Source organism: Proteiniphilum sp. (assembly GCF_034927365.1).
GTDB lineage: Bacteria > Bacteroidota > Bacteroidia > Bacteroidales > Dysgonomonadaceae > Proteiniphilum.
In genome coordinates this window covers 94027-117337 of record NZ_JAYFQD010000002.1, presented here as the reverse complement: position 1 = coordinate 117337, position 23311 = coordinate 94027, and the positions used below count along the sequence as shown (strand labels likewise).

Annotated in this window: 13 protein-coding genes; all 13 read right to left on the bottom strand. The window is 42.6% G+C overall.

Features of this window, described 5'->3' with window-relative positions; all coding sequences use genetic code 11:
- Window positions 1-9 precede the first annotated feature (9 nt).
- Complete coding sequence (locus VB073_RS01065; RefSeq protein ID WP_323402287.1) at window positions 10-1458, bottom strand: tryptophanase; 1449 nt, start codon at window positions 1456-1458, stop codon at window positions 10-12.
- A 189-nt stretch (window positions 1459-1647) separates the two neighbouring features.
- Entirely contained in the window at window positions 1648-2853 is a 1206-nt protein-coding gene (locus VB073_RS01060; RefSeq protein WP_323402286.1) for an SGNH/GDSL hydrolase family protein, read from the bottom strand.
- A 2-nt stretch (window positions 2854-2855) separates the two neighbouring features.
- On the bottom strand, window positions 2856-5117 hold the full coding sequence (locus tag VB073_RS01055) for a hypothetical protein (protein ID WP_323402285.1): 2262 nt from the start codon (window positions 5115-5117) through the stop codon (window positions 2856-2858).
- A gap of 67 nt (window positions 5118-5184) precedes the next feature.
- A complete protein-coding gene (locus VB073_RS01050) occupies window positions 5185-7959 on the bottom strand; it encodes a family 78 glycoside hydrolase catalytic domain (protein ID WP_323402284.1) in 2775 nt (924 codons plus the stop codon).
- A 24-nt stretch (window positions 7960-7983) separates the two neighbouring features.
- Window positions 7984-9195, bottom strand: a complete 1212-nt coding sequence (locus VB073_RS01045) for a beta-galactosidase (protein WP_323402283.1) — start codon at window positions 9193-9195, stop codon at window positions 7984-7986.
- A gap of 216 nt (window positions 9196-9411) precedes the next feature.
- Window positions 9412-10761: a hypothetical protein gene (locus tag VB073_RS01040; protein WP_323402282.1), complete on the bottom strand. Its 1350-nt coding sequence runs from the start codon at window positions 10759-10761 to the stop codon at window positions 9412-9414.
- Window positions 10762-10859: 98 nt separating this feature from the next.
- On the bottom strand, window positions 10860-12020 hold the full coding sequence (locus tag VB073_RS01035) for a DUF4998 domain-containing protein (RefSeq protein WP_323402281.1): 1161 nt from the start codon (window positions 12018-12020) through the stop codon (window positions 10860-10862).
- Between the two features lie 114 nt (window positions 12021-12134).
- Window positions 12135-13343, bottom strand: coding sequence for a DUF5000 domain-containing lipoprotein (locus VB073_RS01030; protein ID WP_323402280.1), 1209 nt, complete (start codon window positions 13341-13343; stop codon window positions 12135-12137).
- A gap of 28 nt (window positions 13344-13371) precedes the next feature.
- Window positions 13372-15309 carry a RagB/SusD family nutrient uptake outer membrane protein gene (locus tag VB073_RS01025; RefSeq protein WP_323402279.1) on the bottom strand — a complete coding sequence of 646 codons (1938 nt, stop codon included), beginning with the start codon at window positions 15307-15309 and terminating at the stop codon, window positions 13372-13374.
- A 12-nt stretch (window positions 15310-15321) separates the two neighbouring features.
- Entirely contained in the window at window positions 15322-18663 is a 3342-nt protein-coding gene (locus VB073_RS01020; RefSeq protein WP_323402278.1) for a TonB-dependent receptor, read from the bottom strand.
- A gap of 163 nt (window positions 18664-18826) precedes the next feature.
- Complete coding sequence (locus VB073_RS01015; RefSeq protein ID WP_323402277.1) at window positions 18827-20026, bottom strand: FecR family protein; 1200 nt, start codon at window positions 20024-20026, stop codon at window positions 18827-18829.
- A 41-nt stretch (window positions 20027-20067) separates the two neighbouring features.
- Window positions 20068-20355, bottom strand: a complete 288-nt coding sequence (locus VB073_RS17395) for a sigma factor-like helix-turn-helix DNA-binding protein (RefSeq protein ID WP_416349487.1) — start codon at window positions 20353-20355, stop codon at window positions 20068-20070.
- 20 nt (window positions 20356-20375) lie between these two features.
- On the bottom strand, window positions 20376-23303 hold the full coding sequence (locus VB073_RS01010) for a carbohydrate binding domain-containing protein (protein ID WP_323402276.1): 2928 nt from the start codon (window positions 23301-23303) through the stop codon (window positions 20376-20378).
- Window positions 23304-23311 lie beyond the last annotated feature (8 nt).

Genomic DNA, 23311 nt, shown 5'->3' with positions numbered 1-23311 from the left:
CTCTACTTCTTATAGACTTTCTCCGAAGTCCTCTTTGAACTTGGCGATCAGTTTCTGTGGCCAATCGTTCACCGGCTCCAATCCGCCCATAAAGAAACGGAGCACGGGCGGCTCGTATACAAATCGGAGTCCGCCGATCAGCGCCCGGTTTTCATACAACCAGGTCATACGGTCTTCTACATATTTGATTTGTGATAAGGTAAATACACGGCGCGGGATAGCCAATCTCACCAGTTCCATATCGGCATAGGTCTCGTTGCCATACTCGTCACGTTGGTTGGAGATAGATCCTCTTTCCATTCCGCGGATACCGGAGATAAGGAAAAGCGCAGCAGCCAAAGCACCTGCAGGATATTCCTTCTGTGGGATATGTTCACACACTTTCATCGCATCCACGTGGACACCCAGCACTCCGGCCGGCTTTACTACCGGTACACCGTATGTGTCAAGCGCATTCACTAAATAAGCGATAAAGTTGGGGCTCTGGCTGATCATCGTCTCGTCGAGCGTTTCATACAGACCTACAGCCATCGCTTCAATTTCACGCACCGAGATACCTCCGTAGGTGAGGAATCCTTCGAACAGCGGTACAAGCGCTTCCAGCTCTTTATAAATGTCTACATTGTCGGTACAGATACCTCCTCCACGGGAAGAACTCAGTTTTCGTGCAGAGAAATAGACAATATCAGCCAGTCCGGTCATGATCTTCATTACTTCTCCCATTGTACTGTTTTTGAATTCCTCTTCCCGTTGGATCACCAGATAAGCGTTTTCACCCAGCAGGCTCGCGTCGAGGACAAGCCGGATGTTGTATTTATCGGCAATCGCCCTGACATCCCTCAGGTTCTGTACCGAGAAGGGCTGTCCCCCGATAAGGTTGGTAGAGGCTTCCATCCGGATAAACGGGATATTTTTGGCACTGTGTATCTTGATGATCTCTTCCAGTTTTTCAAGGTTCATATTTCCTTTGAAAGGGTGGGAGGAGTTAATCACATAGGCCTCGTCGTATAATAATTCCGCTATTTTCCCTCCATATTGGGTGATGTGCGCCATAGCGGTGGTGAAGTGGTAGTTCATCGGAACCAGATTACCCTTCTTCACATACGCGTTGGAGAGGATATTTTCTGCAGCGCGTCCCTGGTGTACCGGAAGATAGTATTTCTTACCCAATACATCTTCTACTGCTTTCTGCAGACGAAAAAAACTCTGCGATCCGGCATAGGCATCGTCCGCCTGCATCATGGCTGCCATCTGGTTGTCGCTCATGGCGTTGGTACCGCTGTCGGTGAGCATGTCGAGGAATACATCTTTGGTGCTGAGCCTGAAAGTATTGAATCCGCCTTCTTGTAACGCTTCCAGTCTTCTCTCGATAGGTACTAAATGTAATTTCTGTACTATCCGTACCTTGTGCAATTCCAACGGGATATTCTCTCCGTTGTAAAATTTAATCTCATTCATGGGGCCTGTGTGTCTCTGTTTTATAGTTAGTAATTACTTGATAATTTCTGAAAATTGTTATTAGAATCAGAATTTTCCTGATAAATTGAAATTTAAAAGTGCAAATATAGTGAAAGCCCAGAAAAAAACCAAGCTTGCTTGCTTTTTTCCCAGGCGTATCCTATATTCTGAAAATATAATGAAATCCTTTTAATCTGGAAGCGTGGCATCGTAAACTTCAGGAACATCAATGAGTGTACGTATATACATTGCCTGTGATCCCTTTACATTGGGATGGTGATAAATTTGTCCCCAGGTTCCCGTGTAGTCTTCATGATACATTGTCGATTTATCGACTTCCAGACCGTCTTGATTGATGGAGGTAGCGACATCGAATTTACAGCCGTTGATATTGTATTTCCGCCGTATCTTTTCTATCATTTGGTTGGCACCAATCTGTGTACCGCTTTCATTGCAGGGGATATTATTGAGGATGGGGACAGATCCCTGCGACAGGATATATTCGACCAGTTCACTCAGGTTTTCTTCCGTATTCCCACCATTGGTGCCAATGGTAACCATCACATATTTGGCTTTGACATAGGGTAATTCGTTTTTGATCCGTTCCAGCACATGGTGGATGGTGCATCCTCCCCGGCCGCTGCTCATGGCTCTTCCCGGTACGTTTTTCATGATCAGTTGTGTCCATGCCGAAGGAAAATCGCGGGTGGGGAAATATCCGTCCGGCTCGGTGATGGAATCGCCGTAAATCAACAGGAACAGGTCGCATGCTCCGGCCAATACGCTGATCTGTCTCACCAGCAGGGAGGTGCCCGACTGCAAACCGAAGCAGTAATAATCATGCTGACGGCCGGTGTCGAAACTGCTGTTCTCTATGCCGACACCCCATCCGCCGGGACCATCCATTGTCAAAGACAATATATCGGATTCAGCGGTATATACATCCACTATGCGGATCATATGTTTTTGATAGGAGCGGTAGATCTCTACCAGGTATTCATGCGTTGCATCCAGAAAATCCATCTTCTTCCAACTCTCAGGGTTTGTCGCTACCGAGACCCTTTTCCGGGCTATATCGACAGATACCTGAAAGTCGCCGGTATTACTCTTGAAAAGTGCTACCGCGTCATCACTGAATTTCACGTGATAACGGATCATCCGTTCTCCCAGGGAATAATATCTGTCCAGCCTGATGGTTCCTTCTTTTCCGGTGATTTTCAAACCATCAGGTGTGTAATCTGCCGTGATTCCGGCATCTGCCACCAGTTCTGGAAATGATCCCGTTTCGTTCAATATCTTGTGATATAAGAGAGTGGTGGGGATGCTCTCAGCATGTATCTGGAATATATACATTCCCGCGATGATGAAAAGAAATAGTAATTTGGTGGTTTTCATATTTAATCTATAATTTGTGCACTCTTAAAGGCATCCGATAGTTGTTCTGTTGTCAGTTTATTGGTTTTGATATAATGACGGTTACTTGCCGGCACGGTTACACTGTTATTTGTAGCAGAAATAACCTTTTTCTTTTTATCCAGTTTCTCATACAAGGTGATATCGGACGGTTTTAGTGGCAGTTGAAGCTTTTTATCTCCCGAAATATGCCAGTATACCACATAATATTCACCCTTCCTTTTGAAGGTAAAGGCCCTGATATCCCTGCTTCCGCCGGCAACATCACTGATCTGATCGTAGGCTACCAGCTCGAACTGCCCCTGTTCGTCCAGGAGGAGGTGATGCTCCTGCTCTACATTCTGCAGCATCTTCTTTTGTGTATCGGTAAGCCAGTTCCGGGCTCGCACTTCTTCCCATCTCCTGAATACCTCCATATTATCTTTTGTTTTGGGATGTGCATCTAATATATGGGGATAAGCGTGAATCGAGACCGGACAATCCCAGCCTGCGGCCATACTGGTCACATATTCCAGCATATCGGGTTGCGTACCGACGGTGTTTTCATCAGGGATGACGTAACCCAACCAGCCGAAGTTGATGCGGGTGAAATCCTGTTTCATCCGTGGCGCTTCCTCCCCCGGCCATTTCCGTACCTCTTCCTTTAGTACTTCAGGGGCAAATACATCAAAAGCATTACCGCCGCTTAGCATGTGCCAACTGAAATGTGATTTTGCAGCTCCTTCGGCAAACAATGGTTCGGGTTTCAATCGTTTGAAGACACGGTATTGTGCCAGGGCTACATTTATTCCGAAGGGCGGATTTACACCTTCCGATCCGTCGAAATAGATGAATTGAAAACCAGCATCGTAAATATCGGCGATTTTCTCTGCAATTTCATCCTGCAGGCTAGTCCGCTGGTCGATATAGAGGCTTGTGGCTCCAAATTCGCTGACATCCACAATCCCGATGATCGAGCCTTTGGATAGGCCGTTAACAGTCGTCTGATCGACACCTCGTGTACAACCGATAAATTTATAGGGTGGGGTAATGGTATAATTCTCGTATGTAATGAATTCAGAACCCACTTTCAGCACCCTGCATCCGTCTGCCATAACTGTACCCTTGGGGTTTTGCTCCACAAATATTTCCGTATCATCAGGTGCTATATCCTCTGATAGGGTAAATGTCCTGGTGAGGTTTAACCGGTGGTCGGGAATAGGTGTTACATATTGGCTGTTCCGGCCTATATGGGAGTGTAGAAAATGTACACCAGGTGTAATGCCTGCCGCCTTGATCTTGTCTAGCATTTTCTTCAGATCCTCTTTCCCGTTAGGGTAGAGTTTCCTGTCGATCTCGTAATTCCCGATCAGATCATACCCTCCAAATCCTTCAAAGCAGGGATAATAAAGGTTCATCGCCCTGAATCCCCCCATTTTGGCATACCGGATATGCTGATCCACATTTCCCGGATTCACTTGAGGCGACCAATAGTAGGAGGCATTGATCATATTGCTTCGCCTGCTTTCCACCCCTTTCGGTAAATCGAAATCCTCTTCAATTTGTGCGATGTTATCCAGCAGATCTTCCGGTTTGCATACAATCAGGGCGGCACCGGTACCCTCAAATTTGATCTCTTTTAAAGCCGTGGCGGTTAGGAGCTTGTAGTTGTTATGCTTCTCGAAATCGATATAAGCATTCTCATCCGTTGCCAGGACATTGACAGCCACATTCTCATCCCAACTCACGTTTAACCATTCTCCGAAATATGTATGGTTGCGAACCGGTAGCTGTAGAAGGCATAACTCCGTGGCAGGGGGAGGGGTTATCTTGAGATAGGAAGGGTAGGTGCCGGGTGCCACTATAAAACCCTCCAGAGAAAAGCCGACATAAGCCGGCGTTTCCTTTAGTTGAATGACAGCCTGATAGGGGACCAGTTCAAAACCGACAATCAGTTTGTCTCCTTCCCGATGGATCGAATTTGCCTGGAAGGTGGTTCTCTTATTCGGGTGTGACAGTTTGATCTCGTTGTGGTATGGACGTTCCTGCGTAACCGAGAAGAGCGGGACATTTTCTTCCTGCATTAAACACTCTTCTCCGGTGGATGTGAGCGTAAGGCTTTTGGCGATCGCGTTACTCCCTACGACTAATCTGAACAGGCCGTTTTTAATGATAATATCACCTTCTTCTTTTTCTGCCGGGTTGTGACCCGACAGCGAGAAACTGATGCTCATCCATATGCATACTCCATAGATAAGATTTTTCATGTCGTTGTTATTATATTTGACCGCTAATATATAAATAGATAAGCAATCCGGTATGTAACTAGATGGTTTATTTTTTGTACCCGGTTTCGAATCGGTATTTTCCCGATCCCACGGATAGGGAGATATAACCGTTCTCTGCCTTTTGATCCCGGAATTCATTGCTGTCGGTCTTTTTCCCCGATTCCATCACCTCTCCTGATGTGGAAGGAATATATATCCGTGCGGTGGTGTTTACCGGCACTTCCAGCGAGAGGATGAACTTCCCGTCACTGATCTTCCAATCCACAGTGATGAGTCCCTGCACCGAGAGGTATGATCCTTTGGCAAAAGTCAGGTCACCAGCCGGTTGAGGCTTGATGATGATCTTCTTGAATCCGGGTTCATCGGGATTAATACCCAGCAATGACCTGTAAAACCATTCACTGACAGATCCGAACATGGGGTGATTCTGGGAATAGACATTGTCGGAGTATGCCCAGGTTTCCCAGAGGGAGGTGGCTCCCTTTTCTATCATATATCCCCATCCCGGGAAGTCGCGCTGGTTGGCAATCCGGTACATCTGTTCATTCATATCGTGCTGGCGCAACAGGTCGAGCATCATCTTGGTGCCGAATATACCGGTGGAGAGATGATGGTTCCGGGCTTCAAATGCCTGTTCCAGTGCCGAGAAAGCTTTCTCCCTGTCGGTTTCTGCCAGGAGGCCGTAGCCCAGCCCGAAAACCTGTGCTGTCTGTGTGCCGTTGGCAAAGACTCCCGTTTCGGGATTATAATAGGTCTCCACCACGCGGTCCCCGATCTGTTGCATGATCTCCGTGTAATAAGCGGCATCTTCCGGCTTTTCCATCAGTTTCGCATATTTCGCCATGAGTTGGATATGGTTGTAATAGAAAAGCGATTCGGTTAATCCGAAAGGTTTCTCATCCAGTGACTCATGATCACTAAGACCGCTGTTATATAGATGATCATCCGCTTTGCTGATCAGGAAATCAGCCTGTTTCTTCAAGGCCACATAATTCTCTTCAATAATGCGTTTATCTCCATAAAACTCATATAACTTATTGATGATAAAGGTGTAACCCAGCTGGAACCCGAGTGGCCCGGATCCGTCGCCGGGACCATGATCCTCGATGCCTACATAGGGCGCCGTTTCAGTGATACCACCCAACGGGCGTTGGGCAATCCGGTGATCATCGACTGTCTTGCGGTAGAACTGTGCCATGTCATAGTTGAACATGAATGCTTCGGTGGTACAGAGGATATCTCCTCCGTAAGCGTATTTCTCGCGCGCAGGGCAGTCGGATTGTACGCTGAACATATTGCTCCTGAAGGTACGCCGGATATTGTCCTGCAAGGTATTGAACATCCCGTTCGAGCAGGTGAAGGTCCCCGCGTCTTCCACGCCGGAAGACAACCGTAACCCTTCCATATCGTTTAATGTGGGTGTGCCAGGCCATCCCTTCACTTCCACGTAACGGAACCCGTGGAATGTAAATCGGGGACTCCAGGTTTCCCCTTTCGGGTCTCCTTTCAATGTGTAATGATCTTCCTGCCATGCAATATGAGGAGCCCCTTCTCCGGCATCACATCCTTTCATCTGTCCTGCCACGGAAGTCATCCCGTTCAGTTTCCCATCGGGATAGATATCTTCCCCGTAGCGAAGGGAGATGGTAGTCCCTTCCGGGCCGTTGACTCTCAGCCGTACTACACCGGCAAAATTCACGCCCATATCGAAAAGGTATATGCCCGGTTCCACCTCGTTGATGCTGACAGGCTTGATAATCTCTATCGGCTTTATCTGGGGCTGCATTTGAGCCATCAGTTTTCCTTTTGGCCCTTCGGTTTCGGTGGCTGCCTTGGCTTTCTTCAGTGTTGTACCGGGCAATGTCCAGCCGGGTTGTTCCTGCCGTGCATCATACATTTCGCCCAGATAGATATTGTTCCGGATGATGGGGCCGGGAGCCGTCTCCCAATTCTGGCCGGTGCAGATCTCTTCAATACTCCCGTCCTGGTAGGTGATGCGCAACTGCGCCTTCACGGTAGGGCGTCCGCAATCCAGGTATTGTCTGAGGTTACGGATCGGGCTGCACCACATGTTGAACGGCAGAAGGTTGTACCAGCCATTTCCTGCCATGATACCAATCACGTTATCTCCTTTTTGCAAGTTGTCGGAGACATCGTAAGTGGCATACAACACCTGTTCTCCGTAGGTGGTCCATCCCGGATCAAGCACCTGTTCACCTATTTTTTCCCCGTTCAGGTAAGGTTCGTAATAACCCACACCGGTGATATAAAGCCGGGCATTGGCGATCTTTTTGGAAATATTGAATGTCCGCCTGAATAAGGGGGCAGGATCATCCTTGTAAAAGTCGGCTTTGTTTTCGGGGGTAGTGCTACCGTCGCTGATCCATTTGGCTTTCCAGTCGCTGTCATCCATCATTGCCGTTTCGAACCAGGCTACCTTGCTCCAGGAAGAGGCTTTTCCCTGTGTGCCATAAGCCCTTACCTTCCAGTAATAACGGGTAAAGGATTGGAGGGGAGTCCCCTCGAAAGGAATATGAAAATTCTGGTCGGAATTCACTATACCCGAATACCACGTATTCCCCTTGTCGGCTTTTATATCATCCAAGTTATCACTCACGATAATTTCATAGGCCGTTTGCAACTGGTTCCTTTTGGAGGAGGCCAATGTCCAGCTGAAACGGGGTTGAGTGATATCGATACCCAACGGGTTCTCCCTGTATTCACAGGTTTGATGATTCACCGATATCGATGCCTTTGGCGAACACGATATCATGGATAACATCATCGAAATAAACAGGAATGCAAATAGAATATTTTTCATTTTTATTTGAGTAATTGCGTAGCGTTATTTTTTCCAATTGTAAATCAACAGATCCGCGGGATCGACTTCCAGGGTGTTGATGTAGGCACGGGCCGGCACAACCGTACCATCTTTGAGAACCCTTTGTAAGGAGTGATCACCTTCAATCCTGACCTTCATACTCTTCTTGAAATCACGATTCACAATTACCAGGAAAGAGTCGTTTCCCTTTTCCAGAATTGAAACAATCGCTCCTTCCCCTTCCGTCTCGAACATTTTGATCACATCCGGAAGTTTCGCCTGTCGTTTTGTACCATCAGGAATGATATCCCCTGTATGGGCGATAGAAACTACTTTTGCATTTAAAAAGACTTTTGAAAGATTGCGAATTTCCCGGTTCATTTCTTTTATCCGGTCGAAAACCTCGGTCCGTTTGCGGGTGTCGTGGTCGATGGGCCCGTGATGAAAGTCAAAACCTTCATCCGTGCCGGGTGTCCAATAGGTGAAGTATTGAATCCCTTGCGCACCATAAGCCAGGTTGCTGAATACCTGCAACCTGATCTCTTCGATGGTGGGAATAGGGTAGGATGCATGTGCTACAGTAAGCGCGAATGCCCAAAACGGTTTTCCGGCCTTGGCCGCCTCTTCTGAAAAGATTTCAAGATTTTCATACCAGCCGTTACGCACTATGCGATTTCCTGTTTCGTCAAGGATGATCGGATAATGATCGAATGATAAAAGTTGTAATGGGACTTCCTCTATGAATTGTTGCACGTACTCGCGGTAGGTATCCGTTCCGAGTGCGGCTGGCGGTGCATAAACAGGGAAAAGATTGAGGTAGCAGAAATGGCTGTTGTCCACTTTCTGTATTCTTTTAGCCCAGGCACCCAGTTCCGGAAAATCGGCCCTACCCGGTTCATCACGCAGGAAATAACCTGCCAGGGCAGGATGATTCATAAACCGTTTGACTGTTTTTTCCGGTTCTTTCTCCAATTCCGGACAGTGGGCAATCACTTTTATGCCTGCTTTTTGCGCTGCATCAAGGGCGGTTGCCAACTCTTCCGCGTTCTTGTAGAAGGTGAAATTGTGGGTGATCCCCGATTCTTTTTGTTCTTTGAATCGTTCTACTGTATTGTCTTTGGGTGATACGCCATACCATCCCAGAATGGGTATCTGTGCCGGTTCTTTTTTTTGTTGAGCGACAACGATAGACATCATACAGCAAAAAAGGATAAGTACACAAAGTAATTTTTTCATTTCTAATATAGTTTATTATTTCCGACATTATTGATTCAATTTCGAGTGTATTCCACAGCCTTCAAGCCCGAATCAGCGCAGTTATAAGCGCTTCACAGTTTTCCCAAAAATACTCAATATTTATAAATGAAAATGATAAATAAACTATGTAAATTGTCAATGCATTTATCATAGTTGGGGGCCTGCAAGAAAGCCAAAGGAAAGTCCTCCGGGATTTTATTGGTTCTCTTTTATCATTGACTTTAAAACGATATAGGGGCAGGAAACAGTAGTCAGATACACCGGACCTCTGAAATAGTCCGGTGGATAGATACATTCATAAGGAGCCCCATATTCAGAGCCTTTTCGATAATCGTTTTCCCGCAAATCATCGATGAATTCCCTTATCAGTTGTGCCGCATGTTCCGAATTGACTTTAGATATGGCATATGCAACCCAACCGGTGGGTGTTCCCCAATAGGCTCCGTTTTGGTAAACATTGATGCCAACTTTTGAGGCTTCCCATGCCGTTGTATTGCTGAAATCCTCACCTTGTATAATATGTCTTATATTTCCTTTATAGGCGAGTTTTCCTTCGATATATGCTCGATCGAGATGTCGACACGCTTTTAATATGTTTTCATCTTCAAGAATACCCAGATAAACGGCTAAGGCTGTCGACCAGACATCGGCTTGTTTGCTTAAACCGGTAGAAGCACATAGCATGCCGTCTGCATTTAAAAAAGTATCGGGTATCGCTTTTTTTATTTGAGTGGCGATATCTTTATATATTTCTGATTTTTGCTTATCCCGCAGTTTTTCAAAGAGCCAGGAAAGCTGATTGGCCGCACAAAACTTCATGATCGAGGGAAAAGCCAGATCACCCGTTATTTTCTCAGCATCTCTAAATCCAAAGTCTACTCCCAGAAAAGTTTCCGTGGTATATACCAGGTGGCTTCCATCGCGGACGGGAGGTACTTTGAACGCCAGTTCCAGCCGATCGATCAGTTTGATATGATTGATCTCTTTTTTTAAGATCTTTATATCGGAACTGTTTCTTACATATAGATAGGCCATTTTTATAAAAAAGAATTGATCACAATAGGGGGGGAAATGTCCGTATTGCGATTCATTGTTCTCTTGTACTTCATAGTCATAAGTTCCCGGATAATAAATAGGGCGGCTTGATCCAACCAGGATATGATCAGCAATAGCACCCATCGGAACCATACCCTTGCCGCTCCGTGTAATCCAGGTCTGATCACATTGCGTTGCGGCGGTAAGTAATAGCATGTGTTTCTGCTCTTTCTTATCTACAAGACCCGTTTCAATAGACATGGCATAATCTCTTATCCAGAAAGCCGGATAAGTGTCTCTGCCTCCCGGCCTGATCAACACACCTCCTGTATTGTTGCTCCCAAACGGATCAGGCAACTTTTGCCCGGGATAGATACGAGAACTTTCTGTCACATCTTTAACCATTTCTTCGAGAAAACGAAAATCTTTACGAAGGATAATGCCCGGTTCTTGTGCAAAAACAAAAAAAGATGCAAAATAAAAAATGACGAACAACTGTTTTCTGATCATAGGAAAATAATGCTACAGATATTTGTTGAAAAAGAAGTGATTTCCGGTATTCATCGAATACCGGAAATCAACAACCTAAAAAAATCCAGATTACACATTTATCTTTTTTCGAATAATCTTACTTTCTTGTATATGGTTTCCTGAGCATGACCTATATTGGCTACAAAACCCAAAGATACCTTCGATTTTTCTGTGAGCTCGAATTCCACAGATAGGGTAGGTTTATTGGTATCTCCTTCTTTGATGTTATTGGGTACTGCCGTTGATGCCAATGCCGAGGAAATATTGCTGATATCGGGTAAATCTTCACCTAAAGCAACTACTATATAAGATCTGTTTAAGTTGGAAGATACAGCATAAACCAATGCATCAAAACGATAGGTTCCTGCTTCCAATTCAATTGTTTGGAATAGTTTGCCGTTTTCAAATGAAGGGAGAGGACTGTAGCCGCTCCATGCCCATAAAGTCAATCCATGGTTAGGTGCATTTTTTAATACGTCAATGTTCCCGTTTCTAGTGCCGACAGTATTTCCAATCCATCCCGGAGCGGCATAGAACCGATTATCATGTACCATACTTCCCAATTGAAACGGATCTCCTGTGTTCTGTAAAAAATCATCGGTAATATCTGCATAATATGAGACACGTTCTTCTTGAATATCTGCATAAAAAATGTCGATTGCCGTGGAATCAGGCCTGTAAGATGTCTTATAGGTGAATGGATATTCTACATTAAAATCCGATATGAAAGAACTTGTAGACTCATTCGATATGATGATGTTTTTTTGTTCTTTGCTTATACTCGTATAGTTCAATTCAACATTTATCTCGCTTTCTTCGGCACGATACCATTCAATAGTCAATCCCGATTCAGGCATGTACTCTTTACTTTTAATAACACGGTTTACCAAAGAGGATTCATACATATCTCCATAGGATACCTGCTCGATTTCAACAGGAATTGACCTGTTCCCCAACTTATCGAAGGATACTATGGTGAATATGTAATTACTTTCCTCTAAATTATCAATGATAACCTGAGTCGTATTATTGTCATATTCCGAATTAGTTTCGATAAGGACATCCATGTTTTTTTGTTCAGTACCCTGGAACCAGGAAATTTGACAAAAATCTACCTTCGGATCAATAATCTGCCATTCAAGCATAATTCGTTTTTTTCCCGAATATGCTTTTAATGAATCTGCCTTCTGAGGATATATAGTCTCTCCGTCAGGGATATATTGTTTGTAATCATCCATTTTGGTGCAATTTGCACAAAGAAGAGATAGTGCAAAAATGCATATAAATAATCTGAAATAATTTTTCATCATAATATATTGTTTAAATGATATTGAATAAATAGCAAAGCTGCATCATTCGTCCAGTTCGTCGGCTTCTGCTCCCCAGAAGGCTACCTGCATGATATAAAAACTATCGGCGCCGGTCCAGGTTTCCAGTACTTTTATTCTTATGTAGCGAGTAATCGGCGTGTTTGGAGGAAATACAAATTCATTTCCATTCACTATTTCTGCAATATCCTCGTCCGATAATTCTCCCAATGGTAATCCTGAAGGCTTGATTACCTCAGCTGAGAGGAGAAGTGTCCACGTCTCATCAAATTCTCCAGTCACACTCGGATTAAGACTTCCCCATATTTCAAATTTCTTAATATTGCGGTCGTTGTATGATACGTAAGGACTTGCTCCCCTCTGCCAGAATTTATAGCGGCTAAGTTTGGCTTCAACTCCCAGATCAAAAGTGAACCAATGGGGCCATCCTTTTCCCGGTGCAGTGTGAAATCCCGGCTTGTCGGGATTTATGTTATTCACAATTATTCCATCCCAAATATAAGGCATAGTCCATCCCCATGCAGATTCCTGATCACTTGGTAATTTGACTTCCCTGAACTTGGTGCGATCCAGTTGTTTTTCAAAAATAGGAACCAAATCTTTTACCAGCGTATCAGTAATATTGTTCCAACGATCTCTGATGTAAACTCCAAATTTTGTTTCAACAGGATCAAATCCACGTGCAGATATGGTACCATTCTTTTTCCGCGTATAGTAGGTCTCGGCAATATCCCAAAATCCAAGGCTGTCAACGTAAATAAGAGATATCGCTAAATCAGACTCATTTGGATTTTCAAAAGAAACGGTAGCCCCTCCGAAATCCCGGAATAGGTCTAATGTTTCATAGACTTCCTGATAAGGTGGAGTTAACGGTTCTACCTGTATAATCTTCGCCTCTGAGAGTATTTCGTTACGGCTGACAGTATATACCTTTACATCATAACTCTTTACATCCGGGAATCCGTTTATTATCAACGAGTTTTGATAAGGTGTAGCTTTTGTTTCACGCAGTGTCCCGTTGATCATACATTCGGCCTTCACATATGAAATGATGTTGTCGTCTGGAATTCTATAAGTCAGTTTAACTGCCCCCGGCAATGATTCGGCCTTGATATCTGAAATTGCTTTAGGAACAGTGGTGTCGGAAGAGAAAGGAATTCTTTCGTTCTCTTCCTGACATGCTGTAATTAGCCAGACAAAAATAAAAAAGATCAAGTATGTATAAGTCTTCATATTTCTTCTATTAATAGTTAAAGTGAAATTACCATCCCGGATTCTGCACTAAGTTGACGTTTACCGAGAAATTATATTCTCTGATTGGCCAGAAATAATCTCGTGTTGTAAACTTTGGAGTATAGAGTGTACGTATGCGATAATAAGTTTCCGTCGTTTCTTGTTCTATGTCCCAACCCCGGATAGGTTGATTGTGCCATATTTCTTTTGCTAACTTCCATCTTCTTATTTCCCAATACCGATGACCCTCGTTCGCCAGTTCGATTAACCGTTCCTGTTGAATGATCTCTCTTAAACCTTCCTTCGTGGTAGGTTTGTTCTTCCGGTTATCCCTTGCATACTTTGGCCATGCGGTTTCCACAGGTTCCAGTCCGGCTCTTTCTCTTACTTTGTTGATCCACTCATAGGCTTCCTGAGACGGGCCTGAATATTCATTTATAGCCTCTGAACATAATAAGTAAAGGTCAGCCAAACGCATTACAGGCCATGGATAATCAACAACACTATAACCGGCACCATCACCCGGCAATATGTTATTTTCATAATGCGGTATTTTTTTACAAAAGTAGCCCGTTACCGAAAATAGAGAAACGGAACGTTTACCCGCATGTTCATTGGCTTTAGCTTTGATATGCCACTGATCGTTATCGTCAAATTTCCCAATTCCGTACCATAGTCCATTATCGAATCCCAGATTGGCGTAAAAACGGATCTCCCTGTCAAAATTCAAGGTAGCGGTTTGTGTACCCTCCTTGATATTATATTTGTCTGCTTCTCCGGCAGTCCTTACTTCATACCGCTGTGCATATTTTCCCGAGATGGCCCATTCTTCGTCTTCGTCGATCGGTACTCCGTTCTTGGTATAAAACATTTCGGCTATACGTAATGGGGGTGCTAACATTGAACGTACACCTAAATTGGAGGTCTTGCTTGGATCGATAAAAGGAGTAGCATAGCGTTGCATCGCCGCAGAGGAACTATTGGTATTGGCCCAGATTATTTCACTATTCCATCGTTCTGTGATACTATTCCGGATACTCATCTGTCGTATCGTGGACTCTTGTAAATCGGTACCGAATGAGGGGCTGAATTCGAATAACTTATTTCCTGCTTCATGACATACCTCTATTGCCTCTTTACAGGCAGTAACGGCTTTACCCCATTTTTCGGCGTCATATTCCGGGTTGAAAAGTTGTTCCCCATCCACTCCTTTAAAATTAATATAGTCGGTATTGCCATTGAATAAAGGACTGGCAGCTTCCACCAGTACTTTTGCTTTCAAGGAAAGCGTCATAGCCTTGGTTACCCGTCCCAGTTCGGTCGCCGGATTTTGTACTTTAACAGGTAAATCAGGAGATGCCTCATCCAGTAGACTGACGATGTAATCGAAGCATTCATCGACCGGCATTCGTTTCACTTGTACCTCTTCGATCGATGAAGATACCGGAAGATTTTCTTTTATGAGTGGGATCGGGCCGTACATACGCAGAAGCCAATAATGATAATATGCTTTCAGGAATTTTACTTCTGCAATCCATTTGTTCTTTTCAGTTTCGTATAGACCCGGAATATGGTTGGTTACTTTTTCCAGAAAGATATTACAGTTTCTCAGCGCTTGAAACATTGGTTTTCCATAATTCGCTCCGTCCCAGTAATTCACTGCAGGAGAGTTGACATTTTGTCCTCCCCGGGCAATATACTCGAAGGGATAACAACTGAAGAACAACTCAGCCTGTGGATAAGGGAACCAAAATTCGTCACTCATTCCAAATGATTGAGAGTTTATGTCGCCGTGAGTAGGCATAAAGGAATAGCAGGTAAATAAAAACTTCTCTGCTTCATTCCTGTCGGTAAATGCATTATCAATGGTAGCCACATTATCAGGAACGACATCCAGATAATCGCAGGAGACGCAAAGAAGCATGCATAAAGAGATCAATATTATATTTATTTTTATGATATTCATAGTCTTTATAGTTTAGAATGATATATTTAACCCGATGTTATACGACTTTTGTATCGGATATCCAAGTCCATCTCCCCCCATTTCAATATCCCATAGTTTAAACTTACTGAAAAGGACTGGATTGGTTGTATTTAAATAAATTCTCGCATTGGAAAGGAATAACTTATTTAAAATATTGGCTGGTAAGGTATAGCCAATCTCAACCGATTTAAGACGCAAAAACGAACCGTCACGCATAAACCACGTATTACGTTGATTATTGTTTTCAACGATTGTTGTACTTAATCTTGGCCACAAAGCGTAAATATTCTGATTCTCTTCCGACCAGTGGCTGTCCGCATAAGCCTTTAATAATTGTGTCTCATTATAAAACGGAGAAGTACTTGCTACGTCGATCCAGAAACTGGAACGGGCGGAACCCTGAAAGAAAAAAGAGATATCCAGATCTTTATATCCTCCCGAAAGCCCAAATCCATACATGATTTCCGGAGTGGTTGGATATCCAATCGGTACCATATCCGCACTGGTTATTTTACCATCTTTGTTGACATCATGATATTTGATGTCTCCGGCACCATAAATCCCAAATTGTTGTGGCGAATTTGCTACTTCCATTTCATCAATAAAGAGCCTTTCGGCTATGTAGCCCCATTGTTGCCGTATAGGATGACCAACCTGCTGTCGATATGGCTCCTTATATTTAGGTTCTTCATAGACAAGAAACTTACTGGTAGCGTAGGTGAAGTTAGCACGAGCGCGTAACCATGCATTGCGGCCGAAACTTGTGGTATAATCCAACGAACCATCAATCCCTCTCGATTCGGCTTCACCCACATTTGCCATTTCAGTACTATAGAGGCCCATCGTTGTAGGTATAGAAGATCGGGTCATTAAGATATTCGTCCTGTATTCATGGAAATAATCCGCTTCAAGGGTCAGTTTGTCAAAAAGTCCCATTTCAAAACCGATATTGGTCTTTCGGGCGATCTCCCATGTTATATCTTCATTTGCGTTCCTTTGTACAAGGACTCCGTTTCGAACATAGTCACTCAATGTCCCGAATCGAGCTGCTCTGGAGCCACTATTCATGTCTACCTGAGACAAATAAAAGAAGCGGTCCTGATCACTACCGATAGCATCATTACCCACCAAACCATAAGTACCCCTAAATTTAAAATTTGTAATGGCCGGAACATCCCAGAAATCTTCATTTGATAAAGTCCAGGCTAAACCGGCTGAAGGAAAGAATCCAAATCGGTGCTTTTTATGAAAACGTTCACTTCCGTTGTAACCGAAATTAAATTCACCGAAGTATCTGCTCTTATATGAATAGGTCGCTCTTCCCGATAATCCCAGATTTCTTCGGGGCAGTGAAAGTTGAAGATTCCCCGCATTTCCTTTCAGTTCATTACGCATGATATATACCAACATACCACTGAAACTATGTGCTTCGTTAAAAGTACGGTTGTAATTAGTCATCAGCTCAATGTAGGTGGAGGTTAATACGTCCTTATCCCCTTCGTTATAACCGAGATACTCTGTCCCTTCATTTAATGAAGCCAGCATGTAGGTATTATTGGCCTTATTGTAGTTCCCAACCGTATAATAATAGGGATTGTAAAAACGGGAAACATCAAAATATGCGTAACGGGAGGTGTTGAACAGAGCCCTGAATGAAAGCCCTTCGGTAATATAGGAAAAATCCTGTGTCAATTCAAATTGAGCATCAATTTTTGAGCGGGAGTAGTCTTTATAACCTTTCACCATTTCAGCATAGGGATTTATATATCTCGCTCCAGTGCCGTAATTGCCAAATAAAATATGGTTAGAGTCTTTGTAGGTCTCATCTGGTTTATAGTAGGGCGGAAATAGTACCGGATTTGTACGCATAATTTGGCGATATACCTCTGTCCCGCCATGTATCGGTCCTGTATAATCATCAAAAGTGCCGGATATTTTCAGTGCAGCCTCGGTGGTTCTTGTCAGGTTGAAATTAACATTCGACCGGAAAGAATAAGTTCTCAGGCGAATATTATTATTAAAGTTATTACGTTTTTCGACTTTAAGGATTCCGTTATCCTGATTAAAGGTGGCTGCCAGATAATAACGCGCTACTTTCCCTCCTCCGCTGGCATTTAAATTGATGCGTTGGGTAGTGGCATAGTCGTTTAGTAATTCTTTTTGCCAATCGGTGGCGGGATATGCAAATTTATTTGTTCCGGCTATAGTATTGTCTATTTTTGTTTTTGAATAGGTGAGAGTTCCCAATGGATCACGAGTAACTACTGCTTCGTTTCCCAGATTCATATAGGTAATAGGATCAGCTAGTTCGATATTTTTAGTTGGCATCGTAAATGCATTCTCAAAACGAACTGATATATTCAACTTACCTTCTCTCCCTTCTTTGGTTGTAATGGAAATGACACCGTTTGCTCCGCGAGCACCGTACACCGCGGTTGATGTTGCATCTTTCATGATTGAAAAATTCTCGATGTCATCCGGTTGCATTCGTGCTAAATCGGTTTTAGAAACTTCGATCCCATCAATGAGTATTAACGGATCTACTTTATATCCAAATGTTGTCACACCGCGAATAAAGAAATCTGCATTGTCGGCTCCCGGTTCGCCACTACGTTGATACGATATCATTCCGGCAATATTCCCAGCCATCATGGTGGTCATATTACTGGAAGATATTTTTTTGAGTTCAGAGGGTCTGATAGATACAACGGAACCGACAACATCTGTCTTTTTTTGTTTTCCAAATCCAACGACAACAACTTCGTCAAGACCCAGGGTTTCTTCCGACAGATATACGGAAATAACCCTTTTATTCCCAACAATGACTTCTTGAGTTTTATATCCGATAAAACTGAACTGTAATACGCAAGTGTCATTCGGAACAGAAATAACGTATTCCCCATTCATGTCTGTGGTTGTTCCATGTGCTGTTCCCTTGATCATAATGGTTACCCCGGGTAAGGGATAGTCCAGATTATCGGATACAGTTCCGGTCACACGAATACTCTGTTGAGATGGAGATTGTATAGAACTTTTTTTAGTGGAAATGGCAATCTGCCGGTCCGAAATCAAGAATTGAATATCGGTTAATGCAAACAATTTATAGAGAATAGTATGTATCTTCTCGTTTTTAACATTGATAGATACTTTTTTATTCAGATCCAGTGCATCTTCGTAAATAAAGATGAACTCACTTTTTTCCTCAATCTCACTTAATACCTCTCTTATACTCTTGTCCTCAAGATGTAAAGATAAGCTGGTCGATTGCGAGTAACTGTTTAGGGCATAGCTGAGATTGACTCCCAGAATTAGAAAAATAAAGGTAAACTTCATCCTTATCAAAAATGAATTTTTTTGATGTAATTTCTTATAAATGTAGTACATTTGCATTTAGTTCTTAATTAGTTATTGAGATGACTTGTTAATTGCTAATTCGTGGCCTGATACTCCAATATCGGGCCACTCGTTTTTTTTATTCGACTTTTTCCATAGGCATTCAGGGCTTATAAGTTATTGAATATATATCGTTCTCTCTCGTATATTCTATCGGTGCGATATATTGAAGAATATTCAATACGTCATTCAGGTTCTCCTTTAAATCCAGTTTTCCGTTACATTTCAACCCGGCTGCTTTTTTATCTACAATAATTTCTTTTCCATAATATCTGGAAAGCCGGGTAAGAATAAAGTCTAGTCTTTCACTGTCACAAATATATATCCCATCAGTCCAGGAAATATAGTTAATTACGTTAACCGGTGTAACAATCTCATTGGTACCGATTGCTTCATACATTTCAGATGGATGAAGTATAATTTCTCCTTTGGATTTACCTGAAGAGATTTTAACAGATCCGGATTGTAACACTACCCGTTTTTGTCCATCCGAATGATAAGCCTGTACATTGAATTTCGTTCCCAAAACCTCTACGGCCATATCTGCAGTTTGTACGATAAATGGTCTGTTATGATCTGGTTGTACGTCAATATAGATTTCTCCATCAACAAATATCTCCCTCTTGTCATCTGCGAATACCGACGGATACACTAATCTGGTACCAGAATTGACCCATATTTGCGTGCCATCTGCCAAAGTAAGAAAAGACCGTTTTCCATTTGGAATGATTAGCTGGTTAAAATCTGCTAATTCATTTCTTGAAATTTCGTGCTGTACCGATTGTTGAGTAGTGAATTTGGAAGTGACTTTTACAGATGCCGAATCATAACGTATAACAGATTCCTTTTCCGGCACAGAAATGACTTTATTTTTTGATACGAATAATTGTGTCTCTGTTGTTTCAATAATAGGTATATTGTTATAGGCAAATTCTTTTATGTCTCTTAGATTATTATCCTCTTTCGTGGACAGACCGTTGATGTATAGCAGCAAAGCCAGAGTTGCAGCGACTGCAGAACTGATGATAAAATAAAACCCTTTGATCTTTGCCCGTCGATGATGGTTGGATGTTTGAATAAGATACCATATTTTATATACATCATCTTCATCCAACAGATTCTTGTTCAAATCTTTGAGGCATCTTACAGCCTTTGCATATTCTCTGTTTTCTTTCTGGTACTTGTTCCAGAAAATCACCGACTCCTCTGTTGGCCATAAAACGGATTTTATAAAAAAATCGTCCTGAAGAAAATCTTCAAATGTGAAATCTATGTAATTTTTATTTTGTTTATCAATTACCATGATCTGCAATATATATGTTATAATGCATGATCATTACTTTTTTAATCACTTCTTGAATAAAATTTTTTTATTTTTTTTATAGCGCGATAGATGATATTCGCAACAGATTGATAATCCATGTTTTCTAACTCTGCGATTTCGGTTAATGAAAGCCCTCCCACAAACCTGTAATAGACAATTTTTTTTGCCTGGAGGTGAGGATCGCCCAGATACGATCCAACTCTGCCTTTTGTGCCATCTTCTTCACAATAAGAAAAGAGTCCCCACCGACACGAGATGCTCGAGAGGACGATAGTAAAAATGATAAATAAAACTACGTAAATTGTCAATAGGATTTATTACCAGCAAATTATTCAATAGGTTTACCATGTCCAATAACCGTAATCTGAGCCCGTATATTTACATCTTTAGTGCCGGTGCATGAAAATGAAATTTTATTGTCACCCTGTAAAAATAATGGTATCTTCTTTTCCAGCCGGATTTCCTGTAATAATTCACCTTTTGATCCATATAATTTACAATCAGTGGGTGAAAGAAGTTCGAGAAACATACCCGATTCCATTTTTACGGGAATAACCAACTTTTCTCCATTTACGGTGATCTCTGGATTTTCAATGGTCACTGGTACTGTTGGCAATGCTTTTACTGTACCAATGGTGCAGTTGACACTTTTCTTATGGGGAAGATTATTATACCAGAATTGAATCCTATCGATATTCTCAAATTGTATGGTGTGTCTGTACGAGTCATATACATAAAAATGAGAATCATCGGGCCAGAGGTAATTGCTGATTTCGGACGATTCAATCTCAACTAATTCAAAATATTTCCATCCTGTAAAATCAATTTTTATAAAATGGTCCCCATGAGCGCCGTGAGAAGTATGGATAGGACTTCTTAAACTCAGGTTCAGTAATTGTCCGTTACCGTCTCCTTTTATCCATACTCCCAATGCCTGATGATTGCTGAGATCAAGTCCTGGAGTAAAAGTCTTTTCAATGTTGATATAAGTGCTTTCCCGGGGCAATTCACTATCGTTCATCGCGGTGAATTTACCGGCTGGTTCACCATTTTCACTCTTTTCGACTGATGGCTCAATGGTGCCTGACACCCCATTGACGTGTGCTTCCCTGATGAAATTCTCCGGTTGGGAAAAATTCGTAAGAATGATACCCGAAGGATCATCGTATGATTTTACGGCCATTAAAGGCTCAATTCTTAACTTAATAGGTTGCTCTTCAAATGGATTATTTTCAATCCAGAGTGCCGAAGAATCCTCCACTCCCAAAACTTTATGTTTTCTGTAGATCGCAGGTTTGAAGTGCCAACCACCCACCTCATCCTGGCACAGGGTAAATTCCTTTCCGGCCTGACGCAAAAGAGACCTGACGGAATCGCTGAAATAATTTATTTGTCGTAGTGTCTCGTATTGTTTAAGAATTTCTGCATTTCTCCTGAACAGAGGAATGGCTTTGAAAGTTTCTTCATCCATCCCTCCTAACTGTGAAAAACCAGCGTTATTTCCAATCATTTTACTCCCCAGGTACTCTATATCGTCAAAAAAGACAGGTTCAATTTGAGGGGGCGCCCAGGTCTGATTGCCCCACCATCCCAGATGTAACGGCAGCATCGTCTGGCTCGATTCTGCAGATGCGTATTTATCAATCAAAGGAGAATGTCCGCGCCAAAGACCATGTTCCCATTCATTCGATTTTATCTTTCGGGGGAGAAAATAACTTGGATTTTTGATGGATGCCAGATGAATATCTATGAATCGTTTGTAACCACGCACAGGCCTGTCCCATGCCTGGTACCTGGAACGGTAATGCCACCAGTGATGGGCCATGGAACTCATTTCCATCCCTACGGGCTTTTTCAAATGTCGGGCAATTTCAAAAATGAATTTAGTGCCATAATACCAGAAATTTTCTTCACCGGCAAGCACCGCACTCCCATCTATGGCATCCAGATAAATCCCGTCGAACTCACATTCACTGACGATTTCGGCATGACGGCGTGCCATCTCTTTGAAAAGATCTGTTTCCGGTCCCGGAACAAATCTGCCGAAGCGTTCACTTAAATGAAAAGCTGTTTCGTTAGTATTATAGGAAGATGGCTTGGTGCCGTTGGCACCACGTGTAAGCCCCGTAAACTTATATGGAGGTGTTTGTGTGACGCCGCTGAATGTGATCAATTCATTTCCAATCCGAAGGGTGACGCTATTCTCAGTATGAAAACCTGTAATGGTAGAGATATTTGCAGTGGATTCTTTTACAACCACTTCTGTAGATGTCTCATACAATGGTTCGGCAAGGGTGAAAGTTGCTGCATAACCCAAATCTTCGCTGGGAACAGGTGTTACATATTCCGAGTTTTTATCGATAAAAAAAGCGTAAGTATGGAATATGGAAGAAATTCCCTCGGCATGTAAACGCTGATTGATCCGTTTGAAAGAATCCCAACCATCAGGCCATTTCTCTTTATTCAACTCAAAAGTACCGAACTCGAAAAAACCACCTCCCCCATGATTGTCGATTTGCGTAAAACCTAATCTCTTACAGGTCTCAATCCATTCATCCACTGTCTCTTCGGTGAGAGTACCAAAATTCATTAAATAGGAACCAAATCCTTCCTTGTTCATTTGCGCCCATGCTCCTCCCTTATCGGAAAAAGGAATGTCTTTGGCTTCTTCAATCACCTTGCGGATGGTTGGTAATATCTCTTTTTGAGCTGTTCCTAACAGCGCGACTTCTGCACCTTGCATGCCAAATCGTTCATAACAAGTAGCCCATAGATTGTTTTGCAATGCAGGTAATTGTCGCACATATGTAAATAAATTCAAAGAAAGGGCACAGGTTGCAAACGATTCATAAGGCATCGCTTCCAATTGTAAAGGAATATTCAAAAAGGTGAGTGATTCGGCTTTTCCGTTCATATCGACCACTTTGAAACTAATATAGTCATTGGTTGATTTAATATGGATTTTTGCCTTTACTCCCGCTTTTCCGAAATCGAGATTCAATATATTATTTTTTAATGATACCGATCGGACGTTATGAATTTCCCCATCCTGCACAATATAGGCACAATAAGACACCGTATCGGAATAGAGGTAGTCGGTCCCGCCTGTTTTATCGATAAAGCCTATGTTTTTTCCTTTGGATGATATTTGGTATTGAAAATCATTGTTTTCTATTAAAATATCCTGGCATGAAACGGAAGAGAAGGTGCTTATAATAATAGTAACAATTATTATCCTTCGGAAGTAGGTGTGCATAATGATCA

Excerpts from the sequence above, each read along its gene's own strand:
- VB073_RS01065 (WP_323402287.1), bottom strand. The coding sequence starts at position 1,458 with ATGAATGAGATTAAATTTTACAACGGAGAGAATATCCCGTTGGAATTG.
- VB073_RS01060 (WP_323402286.1), bottom strand. The coding sequence starts at position 2,853 with ATGAAAACCACCAAATTACTATTTCTTTTCATCATCGCGGGAATGTAT.
- VB073_RS01035 (WP_323402281.1), bottom strand. The coding sequence starts at position 12,020 with ATGGATGATTACAAACAATATATCCCTGACGGAGAGACTATATATCCT.
- VB073_RS01045 (WP_323402283.1), bottom strand. The coding sequence starts at position 9,195 with ATGAAAAAATTACTTTGTGTACTTATCCTTTTTTGCTGTATGATGTCT.
- VB073_RS01040 (WP_323402282.1), bottom strand. The coding sequence starts at position 10,761 with ATGATCAGAAAACAGTTGTTCGTCATTTTTTATTTTGCATCTTTTTTT.
- VB073_RS01055 (WP_323402285.1), bottom strand. The coding sequence starts at position 5,117 with ATGAAAAATCTTATCTATGGAGTATGCATATGGATGAGCATCAGTTTC.
- VB073_RS01050 (WP_323402284.1), bottom strand. The coding sequence starts at position 7,959 with ATGAAAAATATTCTATTTGCATTCCTGTTTATTTCGATGATGTTATCC.
- VB073_RS01030 (WP_323402280.1), bottom strand. The coding sequence starts at position 13,343 with ATGAAGACTTATACATACTTGATCTTTTTTATTTTTGTCTGGCTAATT.
- VB073_RS01025 (WP_323402279.1), bottom strand. The coding sequence starts at position 15,309 with ATGAATATCATAAAAATAAATATAATATTGATCTCTTTATGCATGCTT.
- VB073_RS01020 (WP_323402278.1), bottom strand. The coding sequence starts at position 18,663 with ATGAAGTTTACCTTTATTTTTCTAATTCTGGGAGTCAATCTCAGCTAT.
- VB073_RS01010 (WP_323402276.1), bottom strand. The coding sequence starts at position 23,303 with ATGCACACCTACTTCCGAAGGATAATAATTGTTACTATTATTATAAGC.
- VB073_RS01015 (WP_323402277.1), bottom strand. The coding sequence starts at position 20,026 with ATGGTAATTGATAAACAAAATAAAAATTACATAGATTTCACATTTGAA.